The sequence below is a fragment of the Amycolatopsis granulosa genome, assembly GCF_011758745.1.
GTDB lineage: Bacteria > Actinomycetota > Actinomycetes > Mycobacteriales > Pseudonocardiaceae > Amycolatopsis_E > Amycolatopsis_E granulosa.
On record NZ_JAANOV010000001.1, the window covers coordinates 5472687 to 5485939 of the forward strand.

Sequence of the window (13253 nt, forward strand, 5' to 3'; positions counted from 1 at the left end):
GCTCCGTCCGGTGGCCGCTGTGGGTCAGAACATCCCGTTCGGGATCTGACCGGTCTCGGGCACGGGCTGGACGACGTCCCAGTGCTCGGCGATCTGCCCGTCCTCGATGCGCCAGATGTCCACGACGGCGACACCGCGCTCGTCGCCCTCCGGTGTCATGCTGTAGTGCATCACCACGAGGTCGTCCTCGGCGACGACCCGTTTGAGATCGAGGTGCGCGCCGGCGACCGGGGCGGTGGCGACGAACTCGATGAACGCGTCCCGCCCGCTGGGGTTGCCGGGGCTGTGCTCGATGAAGTTCTCGTGGAGAAGTGTGCGCAGCACCTCGGTGTTTCCCGAGGCGAATTCGCGGAAGCCGTCGACAACCAGTTGCTTGTTGGTCTTGTCCATCTGCTGACTGTGGCGCGCGGCGGCCGGACCGTCCATTACCCGCCGGGTAATGGAGGCCGCGCCGGATGCGCCGTCAGAACGGGTAAGCCGCGACGTCGCCGCGCAGGGTGACCCAGCGGGTCTCGGTGAACGCCTCGATGTTGGCCGCCGGACCGCCGAAGCGGGAACCGGTGCCGGAAGCGGCCACACCGCCGAACGGGGCCAGTGCCTCGTCGTTGACCGTCTGGTCGTTGATGTGCGCGATCCCGGTCGGAATCCGGTCGGCCAGTGCCAGGCCCTTGGCCACGTCCGCGGTGATGATGCCCAGCGACAGGCCGTATTCGCTCGCCGACGCCAGCTTCGCCGCCTCGTCCGGTGTGGCGAACTTCGCCACCGGGGCGACCGGGCCGAACACCTCCTGGTCGTAGGCGGGCACCGACGGGCCGGCCCCGGCCAGCACGGTGGCGCGGTAGAACAGGTCGGTGTAGCTGCCGCCGGCCGCGACCGTCGCTCCGGCGTCCACACTGGACCGCACCAGGCCGTGGATCTTGTCGCGCTGCCGCTCGTCGATGACCGGGCCGAGCGCGACCTGTTCGGTAAACGGGTTGCCGACCGGCAGGTGGTTCGCCTTGTCCGCCAGGCGCTCGACGTACTCGTCGTAGAGCGAGGCGTGCACCAGGTGCCTGCCGGTGGTCATGCAGATCTGGCCCTGGTGGAAGAACGAGCCCCACGCCGCGGCGCTCATCGCCTGCTCCAGGTCGGCGTCGTCGAGCACGATCAGCGCCGAGTTGCCGCCCAGCTCCAGGTGGGCGCGCTTGAGGTGACGCCCGGCCGATTCGCCGACGGCCCGGCCCGCGGCCGTGGACCCGGTGAACGAGATGACCCGGACGTGGGGGTCCTCCACCAGCGCGGCGCCCACGTCCGGGCCGCCCGGCAGCACGTGCAGCACCCCGGCCGGCAGCCCCGCCTCCTCGAACACGCGTGCCAGCGCCACGCCACCGCAGACCGCGGTGCGCGGATCCGGCTTGAGCACGACGGCGTTGCCCAGCGCCAGCGCGGGCGCCACCGACCGGATCGACAGGATCAGCGGCGCGTTGAACGGGGAGATCACGCCCACCACGCCGGCCGGCACGCGGCGCGCCATGCTCAGCCGCGGCGCCTCGCTCGGCAGCACCTGGCCGGTCGGGTGGGAGGGCAATGCGGCCGCCTCGTAGCACTCCTGCGCGGCGACGTGCAGTTCGAAGTCGGCCTTGCCGGGGATGCTGCCGGACTCGCGGATCAGCCAGTCCTTCAACTCGGCGGCGTGCTGCTGCCACAGGTCACCGGCGCGGCGCAGGACCGCGGCGCGGTCCTGGAAGGAGGTCGCCGCCCACGCGCGCTGCGCCTCGGCCGCCTTCGCCGCGGAGGCCGCGAGATCCTGGGGCGAGGCGATGCCGACGCGTCCCAGCTCGTCCCCGGTCGCGGGCTCGACGACCGCCGCGTCACCGCCGGCCGTGCGCTCCCAGCTGCCGGTGAAGACGCGTCCGGTCCACTTCTCGTCGTCGAGAAAGCTCACTGTCACTCCTGATGCGCGAGGTTTTCCGCCATCCTCCGGAACGGTGGCGCGAGTGCCAGTGGGTCTTTCGCTGAGTGGAAGGCGGGACGTTCCGGCGACCGCGGGCATGACCCTGCTCGTGATCGGCGTGCGTCCGCACCGACAGCCACCCGCAGCCTCGGATCACCGGGGTTGCTGACCGCGGCGGGCTTCGCGGGTCAAGCGCTCGGGCGCGGGAAGCATCGCAGGAACCGCTCAGCCACGGCCCGGTCGCCGGAGACGGACAGGCTGCCTGCCCGCTCGGCCTCCGCCGGAGGCACACCGAGGAACACCAGCGAGCGGAGGGTGCGTGCGTCGGTGGCCAGCACCGCATCCGGCTGCCCGGACGCGTCCCGCCAGATCGAGAACTCGCCGGAATCGATCCTGGCGGTGAACGTGTCGTCGCCGAGCCGCAGCTCCACACGGCAGTCCGGGCCGTCCCGGAAGGTGGTGCGCAGCGCCAGGACCAGCGCGTCCACGCTCAGCTCCCCGGCCGGCGGCACCGGCCGCCGGCTGCCCCACCGCGCCAGCGCCAGCACCACCGCCTCCAGCTCGGCCCCGTGCTCGGTCAGCTCGTACACGCTGGTGCTCGCCGGCGGCCCGAGCCGCCGCCGCCGCACCACGCCCGAGCCCTCCAGCTCCCGCAGCCGCTGCGACAGCACGTTCTGGCTCATGCCCGGCAGCGACCGGCTCAGGTCCCGGAACCGCTTCGGCCCCAGCAGCAGCTCGCGCACCACGAGCAGCGCCCACCGCTCACCCACCGCGTCCAGGGCCCGGGCCACTCCACACGGGTCGTCGTAACTCCGCACGAGAAAAAGAGTAGCTTCCCCTTGCACTATGATACCAGTCACTCCTAAATTAGGAGCATGTCTACCACGCTCCCACAGGGAGACCTCAGACTTCTCGGCACCGACCTGGCCCAGCGGATGCTCGCCTCGACCGAGCTGGCCCGCCTCGCCTACGTTGCTCCCGACGGCACGCCGCGGGTGCTGCCGATGTTGTTCCACTGGACCGGCGAGGAAGTGGTCATGTCGACGTTCGCCGGCACCGCCAAGGTCGCTGCGCTGCGCGCGAACCCGGCCGTCGCGATCACCATCGACCGCGCCGGCCCGCCCCCGGAAGTGCTGCTGGTGCGCGGCACCGCGGTGGTGACCGAGGTCGACGGCGTGGTGCCCGAGTACGCCGCGGCGCAGCACCGCTACTACGGCGAGCAGGGTGACGCCGGGGTCGCCGAACTGGACCGCCCTGGCCTGAAGATGGCACGCATCGCGGTGCGGCCGGCCTGGGCCGGCACCTTCGACTTCCAGGAACGCTTCCCCGGCGGCGCCACGCGCGAGGAGTTCGCGCGGCGGGGGCGCTGACATGGCCACGTTCGTGCTCATCCCCGGTGCGGGCGGGCAGGCGTCGTACTGGAACCGGCTGGTGCCCGAGCTGACCGCGCGCGGTCACGAGGCGATCGCCGTCGACCTGCCCGCCGGCGACGAGTCGGCGGGGTTGTCCGAGTACGCCGACGTGGTGGTGGACGCGATCGGCGGCCGCGACGACGGCGACGACGACGGCGACGACATCGTCCTCGTCGCCCAGTCGATGGGCGGCTTCACTGCTCCGCTGGTGTGCGAGCGCGTCCCCGTGCGGCTCCTGGTGCTGCTCAACGCGATGATCCCGCGTCCCGGTGAGCCCGGCGGGCAGTGGTGGGAGGAGACCCGCTACCGGCAGGCGCATCCGGCGGAGATGGACGTCGAGCGCGACTTCTTCCACGACGTCCCGCCGGAGGTGCGGGCCGAGGTCATGGGGCAGGGTGAACCGCAGCAGTCGGGCACCCCGTTCGAGCAGCCCTGGCCGCTGGCGAAGTGGCCGGACGTGCCGACGCGGTTCGTCCAAGGCCGCGACGACCGGTTCTTCCCGCTGGAGTTCCAGCGGCGGGTCGTGCGGGAGCGGCTCGGGCTGGAGGTGGACGAGATTCCCGGCGGTCACCTGGCCGCGCTGAGCCGGCCCCGCGAACTGGCCGACTACCTCGTTTCGCTCGTCTAGGTGGCCTACGGTCGAAGGTGGCTCGACGGGGCGTGAGCGGTGGTTCGGGCCCGGCTACCAATGGTCGGCAGGCATCTCGTAGATGATCTCGAGCCCGTCCTCGTCGTCCCACTGTTCGCCGACCTCGACGAAGCCGTACTGCGATGCCAATCTGCGGGAGCCCGTGTTGCCGGGGCTGATGGTGACCCGGACGGTGTGTACCTCCGGCTCCCGGGCGGCACGCGCCAACAATGACCCCAGCGCCGCGCGCGCGTAACCGCGTCGCCGGTGTGCGGGGTCGACGGCGTAGCCGATTCCACCATCCCCGACGTGTCGGGAGGCCCGTGGTAGCCGGCCGTTCCGACGGCCAGTAGTTGTTGCTGGTCCCAGATGATGCCGGTGACCCAGGCGGCGCTGTCGGCGTCCGCCGCGACCTGCCTGCTGCGCCTCTGCCAGAGCCGGCGCCGGTCCGGGCCGGCCAGGTAGGAGTCAGGGGCACGGGGCTGGTCGCGTTCGCTCCTGCCAGGTCGCCGCGGGCGAGCGCGTCGAACGTGCGGCCGGTCAGATGCACGATACGAACATCCGGCTTCGGCGTGGTTGGTGTTGCCGCGTGGTGATGGTTCGGCACGGAGAGGCAACCTGCCACAGATCTGGATCACGACGCATCCGCAATATCCCGCCCGCTCGTCGGCCCGTCCCAATCCGGCGTCCAGGCCAGGACCGCGCTTGACAATGGTTCGAACGCATGTTCGACTCACTGGGTGAGGTGGGAGAACCAGCGCGCCGGGCGCGATGCCCAGCCAGCCCTGCTGGGGCTGGACGGCCTGGTCCGGTCGGTCGCGTCACCGGAGTTCCACGGCGTCACGTTCCACGAGGTCCGCGCGCGTTCGGTGCTGAACAAGGTCCCGGGCGGGTCGATGGTGCCGTTCGGCTGGACGGTCAACCCCTACCGGGGCTGCAGCCACGCCTGCACCTACTGCTTCGCCCGCAACACCCACACCTACCTCGACTTCGACGCCGGCCGCGACTTCGACTCCCAAGTCGTGGTGAAGGTGAACGCGCCCGAGGTTCTGGCCGCCCAGCTGCGGCGGCCGAGCTGGAAGCGCGAGCACGTCGCCATGGGTACCAACACCGACCCCTACCAGCGGGCCGAGGGCCGCTACCGGCTGATGCCCGGCATCATCCGCGCGCTCGCCGACTCCGGCACGCCGTTCTCGATCCTCACCAAGGGCACCGTCCTCACCCGGGACCTGCCGCTGCTCACCTCGGTGTCCGGGCAGGTGGACGTCGGCATGGCGGTGTCGATCGCGCTGCTCGACCGCGACCTGCAGCGGACCCTCGAACCCGGCACGCCCAGCCCGCGCGCCCGGCTGGACCTGGTCCGCCGCATCACCGACGCCGGCCTGCCCTGCCACGTGATGGTCGCCCCGGTGCTGCCCGGCCTCACCGACACCAAGGAGGCGCTGGAGCCGCTGTTCGCCGAGATCGCCGCCGCTGGGGCCGCCCGTGCCACCGTGCTGGCGCTGCACCTGCGGCCCGGCGCGCGCGAGTGGTTCGCCCGCTGGCTCGGCGCGCACCGGCCGGACCTGGTCGAGCGCTACCGGGAGATCTACGGCCGCGGCAGCTACGCCATGCCCGCCTACCGGCGCGCGCTGTCCGCCCGGGTCGCGCCCCTGCTGAGGCGCCACGGCCTCAACCGCCGCGAGGATTCCCACCGGATGCCGTCCCCGCGCGCCCCGGAGCCCCCGCCACAGGGGGAGCAGCTGAGCCTGCTCTAGCCGGCCGCGCGGTCTGGGGCCGCGCTTCGCCGGCGGGATGAGCCTGCGGCGTCGCCGCATCGCCGACCCAGCGCAGCCGCCCCCGCTCTACCGCGGCCCCGTCCCACTGCCGGTCACGAGCCCGCCGCACCCCCTCGCGCGAACCCCCGGCCACAACCTGGTGGACTCGCCCACCGGGGCGTTCGTTAGCCTCATACGGGCAGGAAAATCCCTGCTGACGCCACGAGCTGCCACGCCTCGCAAGGAGAACAACCGCAGTGCTTCGCACCCACGACGCCGGCACCCTGCGTGCCGAGCACGCCGGCCAGATCGTCACGCTCACCGGGTGGGTCGCCCGGCGGCGCGATCACGGCGGGGTGATCTTCATCGATCTGCGGGACGCGAGCGGGGTCGCGCAGGTGGTGTTCCGCGAGGGCGAGATGGCCGAGCGCGCCCACCAGCTGCGCTCCGAGTTCTGCGTCAAGGTCACCGGCGAGGTCGCGCAGCGCCCCGCGGGCAACGAGAACCCGGACATCCCCACCGGCGCGATCGAGGTGCTGGCCACGGAGCTGGAGGTGCTGTCCGAGGCCGCCGTGCTGCCGTTCCCGATCGACGACCGGGTGGACGTCGGCGAGGAGGTGCGGCTCAAGTACCGCTACCTCGACCTGCGCCGCAGCGGCCCGGCCCGCGCCATCCGGCTGCGCAGCGAGGTCAGCCGGGCCGCCCGCGAGGTGCTGCACGCCCAGGGCTTCGTCGAGGTCGAGACCCCGACCATGACCCGCTCCACCCCGGAGGGTGCCCGCGACTTCGTGGTCCCGGCGCGCCTGCGCCCGGGTTCGTGGTACGCGCTGCCGCAGTCGCCGCAGCTGTTCAAGCAGCTGCTCATGGTCGGCGGCCTGGAGCGGTATTACCAGCTCGCGCGCTGCTACCGGGACGAGGACTTCCGCGCGGACCGGCAGCCGGAGTTCACCCAGCTCGACATCGAGATGAGCTTCGTCGACCAGGACGACGTCATCGCGGTCGGCGAGGCGGTCGTGTCCGCGCTGTGGAAGCTGATCGGTCACGACATCCCGCGCCCGATCACCCGCATGACCTACGCCGACGCGATGGCGAAGTACGGCACCGACAAGCCGGACCTGCGCTTCAGGCTGGAGCTGACCGACCTCACCGAGTACTTCGCCGACACCCCGTTCCGCGTGTTCCAGGCGCCCTACGTGGGCGCGGTCGTCATGCCCGGCGGGGGCGGCCAGCCGCGCCGCCAGCTCGACGCCTGGCAGGAGTGGGCCAAGCAGCGCGGCGCGAAGGGCCTGGCCTACGTGCTGATCGGGGAGGACGGCACGCTGTCCGGCCCGGTGGCCAAGAACATCTCGGAGTCCGAGCGCGCGGGTCTCGCGGAGGCCGTCGGCGCCCAGCCCGGCGACTGCGTGTTCTTCGCCGCGAACAAGCCGAAGGAAGCCCGCGCGCTGCTCGGCGCGGCGCGCGTGGAGATCGGCCACCGGCTGGGCCTGATCGACGAGGACGAGTGGTCGTTCGTCTGGGTGGTCGACGCGCCGCTGTTCGAAGCCGCCGACGAGACCGACGACGTCGCCGTCGGCTCCGGCAAGTGGACGGCGGTGCACCACGCCTTCACCTCGCCCACCCCGGAGTGGATCGACAAGTTCGAGACCGACCCGGGCAACGCCCTGGCCTACGCCTACGACCTGGTCTGCAACGGCAATGAGATCGGCGGCGGCTCGATCCGTATCCACCGCGCCGACGTGCAGAAGCGCGTCTTCGAGGTGATGGGGCTGTCCGAGGCCGAGGCGCAGGAGAAGTTCGGCTTCCTGCTCGACGCGTTCTCCTTCGGCGCACCGCCGCACGGCGGCATCGCGTTCGGCTGGGACCGCATCGTGATGCTGCTGGCCAAGGCCGAGTCGCTGCGGGACGTCATCGCGTTCCCCAAGACCGGCGGCGGCTACGACCCGCTGACCGGTGCCCCGGCGCCGATCACCGCCCAGCAGCGCCGCGAGGCCGGGGTCGACGCGAAGCCGCCGGCGCCCAAGGGCTGACCGCGGTGCTGCACCTGCGGGTCGTCAGCCCGCCGGAGGACACCGAGCGCGCGCTGGCGGCGCTGCGGGACCAGCCGGGCACGGCGCACCTGATCGTGCACCGCGGTGCCGCCGTGTCCCCGGCCGGTGACCTCATCGAGGCCGACGTGGCCCGCGAGGCGGCCGACGAGGTGATCGAGGCGTTGTGCGGCCTGGGCCTGGACCACAGCGGCGCGATCACGCTCGAGGCGCTGGACACCGCGTTGTCCGACGCGGCGGACCGGGCCGAGGAGAGCGCGCCGGGCGAGGCGGCGGACGCGGTGGTCTGGCAGGAACTGCTGAACCGCACCGGCGAGGAGTCCCGGCTCAACGTCACCTTCCTGACGTTCCTGACCATCGCGTGCCTGCTGGCCTCGGTCGGCATCGTGACCGACTCGCCGGTCACGATCGTCGGCGCGATGGTGGTGGGTCCGGAGTTCGGGCCGCTCGCCGCGATCGCCGTCGGGCTGGTGCTGCGCCGCGGGGACCTGATCCGCCGCGCGGTCCTGGCGCTGGCACTCGGGTTCCCGATCGCGATGCTGGTGACCGCCGGGGTCACGGTGCTCACCTGGATCGTGGGCCTGCTCGACGTGGGCGGCTTCCGCGAGGCGCACGAGGTGGATTTCGTCTACCAGGTCGGCTGGTACTCGCTGATCGTCGCGCTGCTCGCCGGCGCGGCCGGGATGCTGTCGATGACATCGGCGAAATCGGCCGCGCTGGTGGGCGTGTTCATCTCCGTCACCACCGTGCCGGCCGCCGGATACGCGGTGGTCGCGGCGGTGCTGGGGGAGTGGTCGAAGGCGGCGCAGTCGTTCGGTCAGCTCGCGGTGAACCTCGCCGGGATCGTTGCGGCGGCGGTCGTCGTGCTGCTGCTGCGGCGGCGCCGGCACGCTCCGGTCACCGTGCGGCCGCTGCCGGAAGTGGAAAAATCGTTGTGGTGAGCGAGGTTCGCGCGCTAGTAGGGTCGAAGGCGATGACGGTGGACACTTCCCCAGGCACGGAGGACGACCAGGATCCGCCCGCCACAGCCGTTCCGCTCAGCGGGACGGCCGCGGTGGACGCGGCCGTCCAGGCGGCCGAGACCGTGCTCACCCGGCGCTTCGGCAGCCCGATCGGGCTGGTGGAGCCGGAAGCGCTGCCCGGCAGCGGACCGGCGACGGTCGTCCGCGCCCGCATCGCCGCGTCCCCGTTCGGGCTGCCCCGCACGCTCGTCATCAAGCACTACCCGGACGCGCCGCCACGGGGCGTGGCCGACCCGTTCGCGCAGGAGGCGGTCAGCTACCAGCTGTTCACGGCGCTGCCCGCGGAGGACCGGATGTGCCCGGAGCTGCTGGCCCACGACGGGCCGCTGCGTGTCCTCGTGATCGACGACCTCGGCCGCGCGCCCACGTTGTGGGACAAGCTCCGCGGCCCGGACGCGCGGCCGGCCGAGCGGGCGCTGCTGTCCTGGGCGCGGTCGCTGGGCCGCCTGCACGCGACCACCGCCGGCCGCGAGGCCGATTTCGAGGCCCTGCTGCGCCGGCTGGGCGGGTTCGCGCCCGACGAGGACACCACGCCGGCCGTGGCGTGCGCGCGCCTGCCGACCCTGATCGAGGAGGCGCTGGGCGTCGGTACCCCCGACGACGTGCGCGCCTACGCCGAACAGGTGCGGGAATCCTCGGCGTCCTCGCCGTTCCGCGCGTTCAGTCCGGTCGACCTGAGCCCGGACAACAACCTGGTGACCAGCGGCGGACTGCATTTCCTCGACTTCGAGCGCGGGGTGGTGCGCAACGCCCTGGTGGACGCCGCCCACCTGCGGGTCCCGTTCGCCACCTGCGACGACGCGAGGGCGCTGCCGACCGGCATGAGCGAGGCGATGATCGCGGCGTGGAAGGCCGAGGTGTCCGGGGTGTGGCCGGCGCTGGCCGACAACGAGGTGCTGTCGGCCCACCTGCTGGACCACCAGATGCTGCTGGTGTGGGTCGCCACCTGGGCCGCCCTGGGCGGGGTGTCCGCGGGGATCTCCCACCACCGCGCGGCCGCCCTGGTGGCCTGGTGGCAGGATCTGGGCACCTACGCCGAGCGTGGCGGCAAGGACGCGGTCGCGGCGCACGCGCGAGCGGTGTCCGCCGGCCTCGACGACCGCTTCGGGCCGGGGCTGGAGCTGCCGTTGTACCCGGCGTTCCGCTGACCGCGCCGGCCACCGGCACCCGGAACGTTCGCTGAGCCGTCCGTGCGGCGTTACCCGGTGATCACGTCGCGGGCGGGTGCGTGCCCGATGGTCTGCAGACGTGACCGCGGTGCAGGCAGAACCCACCCAGGCCCCTGATTCCCGCCCCCGCCGGGCCGCCCGGCTGGCCGTGCTCGGCGACTCGACCGCCGTCGGGCTCGGCGATCCCGTTCCCGGCGGCTCCTGGCGCGGCGTCGGACCCTTCGTGGCCGGGGCGCTGGGCATCGCGCCGGAGGGGTACCTCAACACCTCCGTCACCGGCGCCCGGATGCGGGGCGTGCGCACCGGCCAGCTGCCGGCGGCGCTGCGCCACCGGCCCGACGTCGCGGTCGTGATCGCCGGCATGAACGACACGCTCCGCTCGGACTTCGACCCGGTGGCCATGGCCCGCGACCTCGGCCATGTGGTGACCGAACTGCGGGCCGCCGGCGCGGTCGTGGTCCCGATGCGCTTCCACGACCACAGCCGTGTCTTCCGGCTGCCCGGGCCGTTGCGGCGCGCCCTCACCGCGCGGATCGCCGAGGTCAACGACATCGTGGATGCCGTTGCCCGGCGGCACGGCATCGCCTGCCTCGACCTCGGCGCGCTGCCCGGTGCGTACGACCTCGCCGCGTGGAGCGTGGACCGGTTGCACCCGTCCGAGCTGGGGCATCGCCTGCTGGCGCGCGGCGTGACGGAACTGGTCGCCGAGGCCGGGATCGCCGTGCCGTCGCCGGTGAGCCTCGTCTGCTCCGGCGGCGTCACGCCAGGCACCCTCGACCATGTGGGCTGGCTGGTGGTCAAGGGCATCCCGTGGTTGTGGCGCCGCGGCCGCGACCTGCTGCCCTACGCGGCGGCGATCATGGTCCGCTCGGCGGCGGAGTCGTGGCGCGCCCGTCGCGCCACCCCTCGCGAACTGGCGGCCGGACCCGCGCCGGGCGCGGAGGCTCCCCGGTCCGCGTGAGCCGCCGGCGCGCGGTTTCGTCGGGGGGCGGCATTACGGTGGAGGCGTGCAGGACGAACTCTTCACGGTGAACCCGGACCTGGAGCCGCCGCCGGAGCGCGTGACGCAGCCCCAGACGGCCCCGGTCCCGCCCGGTTCGCCCCTCGCCGTCCGGATGCGGCCGCGCTCGCTCGACGAGGTCGTGGGCCAGCAGCACCTCCTCGGCGAGGGTGCCCCGCTGCGCCGCCTGGTGGAGGGCGCCGCCCCGGCCTCGGTGCTGCTCTACGGCCCGCCCGGCACCGGCAAGACCACCCTGGCCAACCTCGTCTCCACCGCCACCGGCCGCCGGTTCGTGGCGTTGTCGGCCCTGTCCGCCGGCGTCAAGGAGGTGCGCGGCGTCATCGAGGAAGCCCGGCGCCGCCGCCAGTACAACACCGAGAACACGGTGCTGTTCATCGACGAGGTCCACCGGTTCTCCAAGACCCAGCAGGACGCGCTGCTCGGCGCGGTGGAGGACCGCACCGTCCTGCTCGTCGCCGCCACCACCGAGAACCCGTCGTTCTCGGTCGTGTCGCCGCTGCTGTCCCGCTCGCTGGTGCTGCAGCTCAAACCCCTCACCGACGACGACGTGCGCCTGCTGATCCGCCGTGCGATGACCGACGAGCGCGGCCTGGGCGGTGCGCTCGAGCTCACCGCCGACGCCGAGGACCACCTGGTCCGCCTGGCCGCCGGGGACGCGCGCCGCGCCCTCACCGCGCTGGAGGCCGCCGCCGACGCCGCCGCGGCCACCGAGCACAAGACGATCGACCTGCCCACCGTGGAGTCCACAGTGGACAAGGCGGCGGTGCGCTACGACCGCGACGGCGACCAGCACTACGACGTCATCAGCGCGTTCATCAAGTCGATCCGCGGGTCCGACGTGGACGCCGCGCTGCACTACCTGGCCCGCATGATCGAGGCGGGCGAGGACCCGCGGTTCCTCGCCCGCCGTCTCGTCGTGCACGCCAGCGAGGACGTCGGCATGGCCGACCCGACGGCGCTGCAGGCCGCGGTCGCGGCCGCGCACGCGGTGCAGTTCATCGGCATGCCCGAAGGCCGGCTCGCGCTGGCCCAGGCCACGATCCACCTCGCCACCGCGCCCAAGTCCAACGCCGTCGTGGTGGGCATCGACGCCGCGCTGGCCGACGTCCGCGCCGGGAAGCTGGGCACCGTGCCGCCCCACCTGCGCGACGGCCACTACGCCGGCGCGGCCAAGCTCGGCAACGCCCAGGGCTACCGCTACCCGCACGACGTGCCCGAAGGAGTGGTCGCGCAGCAATACCCGCCGGACGAGGTCGTGGGCGTGGACTACTACCACCCGACGCAGCGCGGCGCCGAGCGCGCGCTGGCCGAGCGGGTCCCCCGATTGCGCCGGTCGGTGCGCGGCGGCCCGTCCTCCGCGGTGTGATGATCGGAGGCATGCCCGAGAACCCGCAACCCACCGTCGCCGTGCTCGGCACCGGCATCATGGGCCTGCCGATGGCCGCCAACCTCGCCGCGGCCGGCCTGCCGGTGCGGGCCTGGAACCGCACCCGCGACAAGGCCGAGCCGCTCGCCGAGCGGGGCTGCACCGTCGTGGACACCCCGGCCGAGGCGGTCGCCGGCGCGGACTTCGTCGTCACGATGCTCAGCGACGGCGCCGCGGTGCACGACGTCGTCGAGCAGGCCGGGCCGTTCGAGGCGGTCTGGCTGCAGATGAGCACCGTCGGCCTGGACTGGACCGGCCGGCTGGCCGCGCTCGCGCGCCGGTCCGGCGTCGCGTTCGTCGACGCGCCCGTGCTGGGCACCCGCAAACCGGCCGAGGACGGCGCGCTCGTCGTCCTCGCCGCCGGCCCGGAGGACCTGCGCGAGCGGTGTGCCCCCGTGTTCGACGCGGTCGGCGGCCGCACTTTGTGGGCCGGTCCGGCCGGTGCGGCCAGCAGGCTCAAGCTCGCCGCCAACGCCTGGGTGCTCGCCCTGACCAACGGCACCGCCGAGAGCATCCGGCTGGCGCAGGTGCTCGGCGTCGACCCGCGGTTGTTCCTGGAGGCCATCACCGGTGGTGCCCTCGACGTGCCCTACGCCCACCTCAAGGGCGGCGCCATGATCGACGGCGAGTTCCCGCTCGCGTTCGCCGCCCGGCACGCGGCCAAGGACGCCCGCCTCGCGCTCGAGGCGGCCGGGGACGCGGTGGATCTCGCCGGAACCCGCGCCGCGCTGGCGCATCTGGACGCGGCGATCGCCGCCGGCCACGGCGACGAGGACATGGCGACCCTCTTCTACGGCCTGGAGGGCCGTCCGGCCGGTGACGGCGACGCACGGTAACCTG

12 protein-coding genes and 1 pseudogene are annotated in these 13253 nt (G+C 73.2%); 9 read left to right on the forward strand and 4 right to left on the reverse strand.

What is annotated here, in order from left to right; translation table 11 throughout:
• Positions 1–24: 24 nt before the first annotated feature.
• The 3 genes from FHX45_RS26970 to FHX45_RS26980 form a co-directional block, all read right to left on the reverse strand.
• Positions 25–390 (reverse strand): nuclear transport factor 2 family protein, encoded by a 366-nt coding sequence (locus FHX45_RS26970; RefSeq protein ID WP_167107769.1) that lies wholly within the window; start codon positions 388–390, stop codon positions 25–27.
• Between the two features lie 73 nt (positions 391–463).
• Complete coding sequence (locus tag FHX45_RS26975; protein ID WP_167107772.1) at positions 464–1924, reverse strand: aldehyde dehydrogenase family protein; 1461 nt, start codon at positions 1922–1924, stop codon at positions 464–466.
• A gap of 197 nt (positions 1925–2121) precedes the next feature.
• Positions 2122–2751, reverse strand: coding sequence for a winged helix-turn-helix transcriptional regulator (locus FHX45_RS26980; RefSeq protein ID WP_341771626.1), 630 nt, complete (start codon positions 2749–2751; stop codon positions 2122–2124).
• A 57-nt stretch (positions 2752–2808) separates the two neighbouring features.
• On the opposite strand from FHX45_RS26980, the gene FHX45_RS26985 reads away from it, so the two are divergent.
• The gene (locus FHX45_RS26985) at positions 2809–3303 is read left to right on the forward strand and encodes a pyridoxamine 5'-phosphate oxidase family protein (protein ID WP_167107775.1); all 495 of its coding nucleotides are present in this window, start codon (positions 2809–2811) and stop codon (positions 3301–3303) included.
• 1 nt (position 3304) lies between these two features.
• Positions 3305–3973 carry an alpha/beta fold hydrolase gene (locus FHX45_RS26990; RefSeq protein WP_167107778.1) on the forward strand — a complete coding sequence of 223 codons (669 nt, stop codon included), beginning with the start codon at positions 3305–3307 and terminating at the stop codon, positions 3971–3973.
• Positions 3974–4159: 186 nt separating this feature from the next.
• On the opposite strand, the pseudogene FHX45_RS28260 reads toward FHX45_RS26990, so the two are convergent.
• Positions 4160–4408, reverse strand: a pseudogene (locus FHX45_RS28260) (GNAT family N-acetyltransferase); the annotation flags it as partial.
• A gap of 305 nt (positions 4409–4713) precedes the next feature.
• Here FHX45_RS28260 and FHX45_RS27000 point away from each other — a divergent pair.
• The 7 genes from FHX45_RS27000 to FHX45_RS27030 all read left to right on the forward strand — a co-directional run bounded on the left by FHX45_RS27000 (position 4714) and on the right by FHX45_RS27030 (position 13249).
• Entirely contained in the window at positions 4714–5730 is a 1017-nt protein-coding gene (locus FHX45_RS27000; protein ID WP_167107780.1) for an Rv2578c family radical SAM protein, read from the forward strand.
• 257 nt (positions 5731–5987) lie between these two features.
• Positions 5988–7757: an aspartate--tRNA ligase gene (gene aspS, locus FHX45_RS27005; protein WP_167107783.1), complete on the forward strand. Its 1770-nt coding sequence runs from the start codon at positions 5988–5990 to the stop codon at positions 7755–7757.
• Positions 7758–7762: 5 nt separating this feature from the next.
• Positions 7763–8716 (forward strand): DUF389 domain-containing protein, encoded by a 954-nt coding sequence (locus FHX45_RS27010; protein ID WP_167107786.1) that lies wholly within the window; start codon positions 7763–7765, stop codon positions 8714–8716.
• A 32-nt stretch (positions 8717–8748) separates the two neighbouring features.
• Positions 8749–9945: a phosphotransferase gene (locus tag FHX45_RS27015; RefSeq protein ID WP_167107789.1), complete on the forward strand. Its 1197-nt coding sequence runs from the start codon at positions 8749–8751 to the stop codon at positions 9943–9945.
• Positions 9946–10054: 109 nt separating this feature from the next.
• Positions 10055–10927 (forward strand): SGNH/GDSL hydrolase family protein, encoded by an 873-nt coding sequence (locus FHX45_RS27020; RefSeq protein ID WP_341771627.1) that lies wholly within the window; start codon positions 10055–10057, stop codon positions 10925–10927.
• A gap of 46 nt (positions 10928–10973) precedes the next feature.
• Positions 10974–12353, forward strand: coding sequence for an AAA family ATPase (locus FHX45_RS27025; protein WP_167107791.1), 1380 nt, complete (start codon positions 10974–10976; stop codon positions 12351–12353).
• Positions 12354–12364: 11 nt separating this feature from the next.
• Positions 12365–13249, forward strand: coding sequence for an NAD(P)-dependent oxidoreductase (locus FHX45_RS27030; RefSeq protein WP_243869238.1), 885 nt, complete (start codon positions 12365–12367; stop codon positions 13247–13249).
• Positions 13250–13253: the final 4 nt, after the last annotated feature.

Bases quoted from the DNA above. Each gene is read 5' to 3' on its own strand.
- FHX45_RS26985 (WP_167107775.1), top strand. From the start codon at position 2,809: ATGTCTACCACGCTCCCACAGGGAGACCTCAGACTTCTCGGCACCGAC.
- FHX45_RS26990 (WP_167107778.1), top strand. From the start codon at position 3,305: ATGGCCACGTTCGTGCTCATCCCCGGTGCGGGCGGGCAGGCGTCGTAC.
- FHX45_RS27015 (WP_167107789.1), top strand. From the start codon at position 8,749: ATGACGGTGGACACTTCCCCAGGCACGGAGGACGACCAGGATCCGCCC.
- FHX45_RS27030 (WP_243869238.1), top strand. From the start codon at position 12,365: ATGCCCGAGAACCCGCAACCCACCGTCGCCGTGCTCGGCACCGGCATC.
- FHX45_RS26970 (WP_167107769.1), bottom strand. From the start codon at position 390: ATGGACAAGACCAACAAGCAACTGGTTGTCGACGGCTTCCGCGAATTC.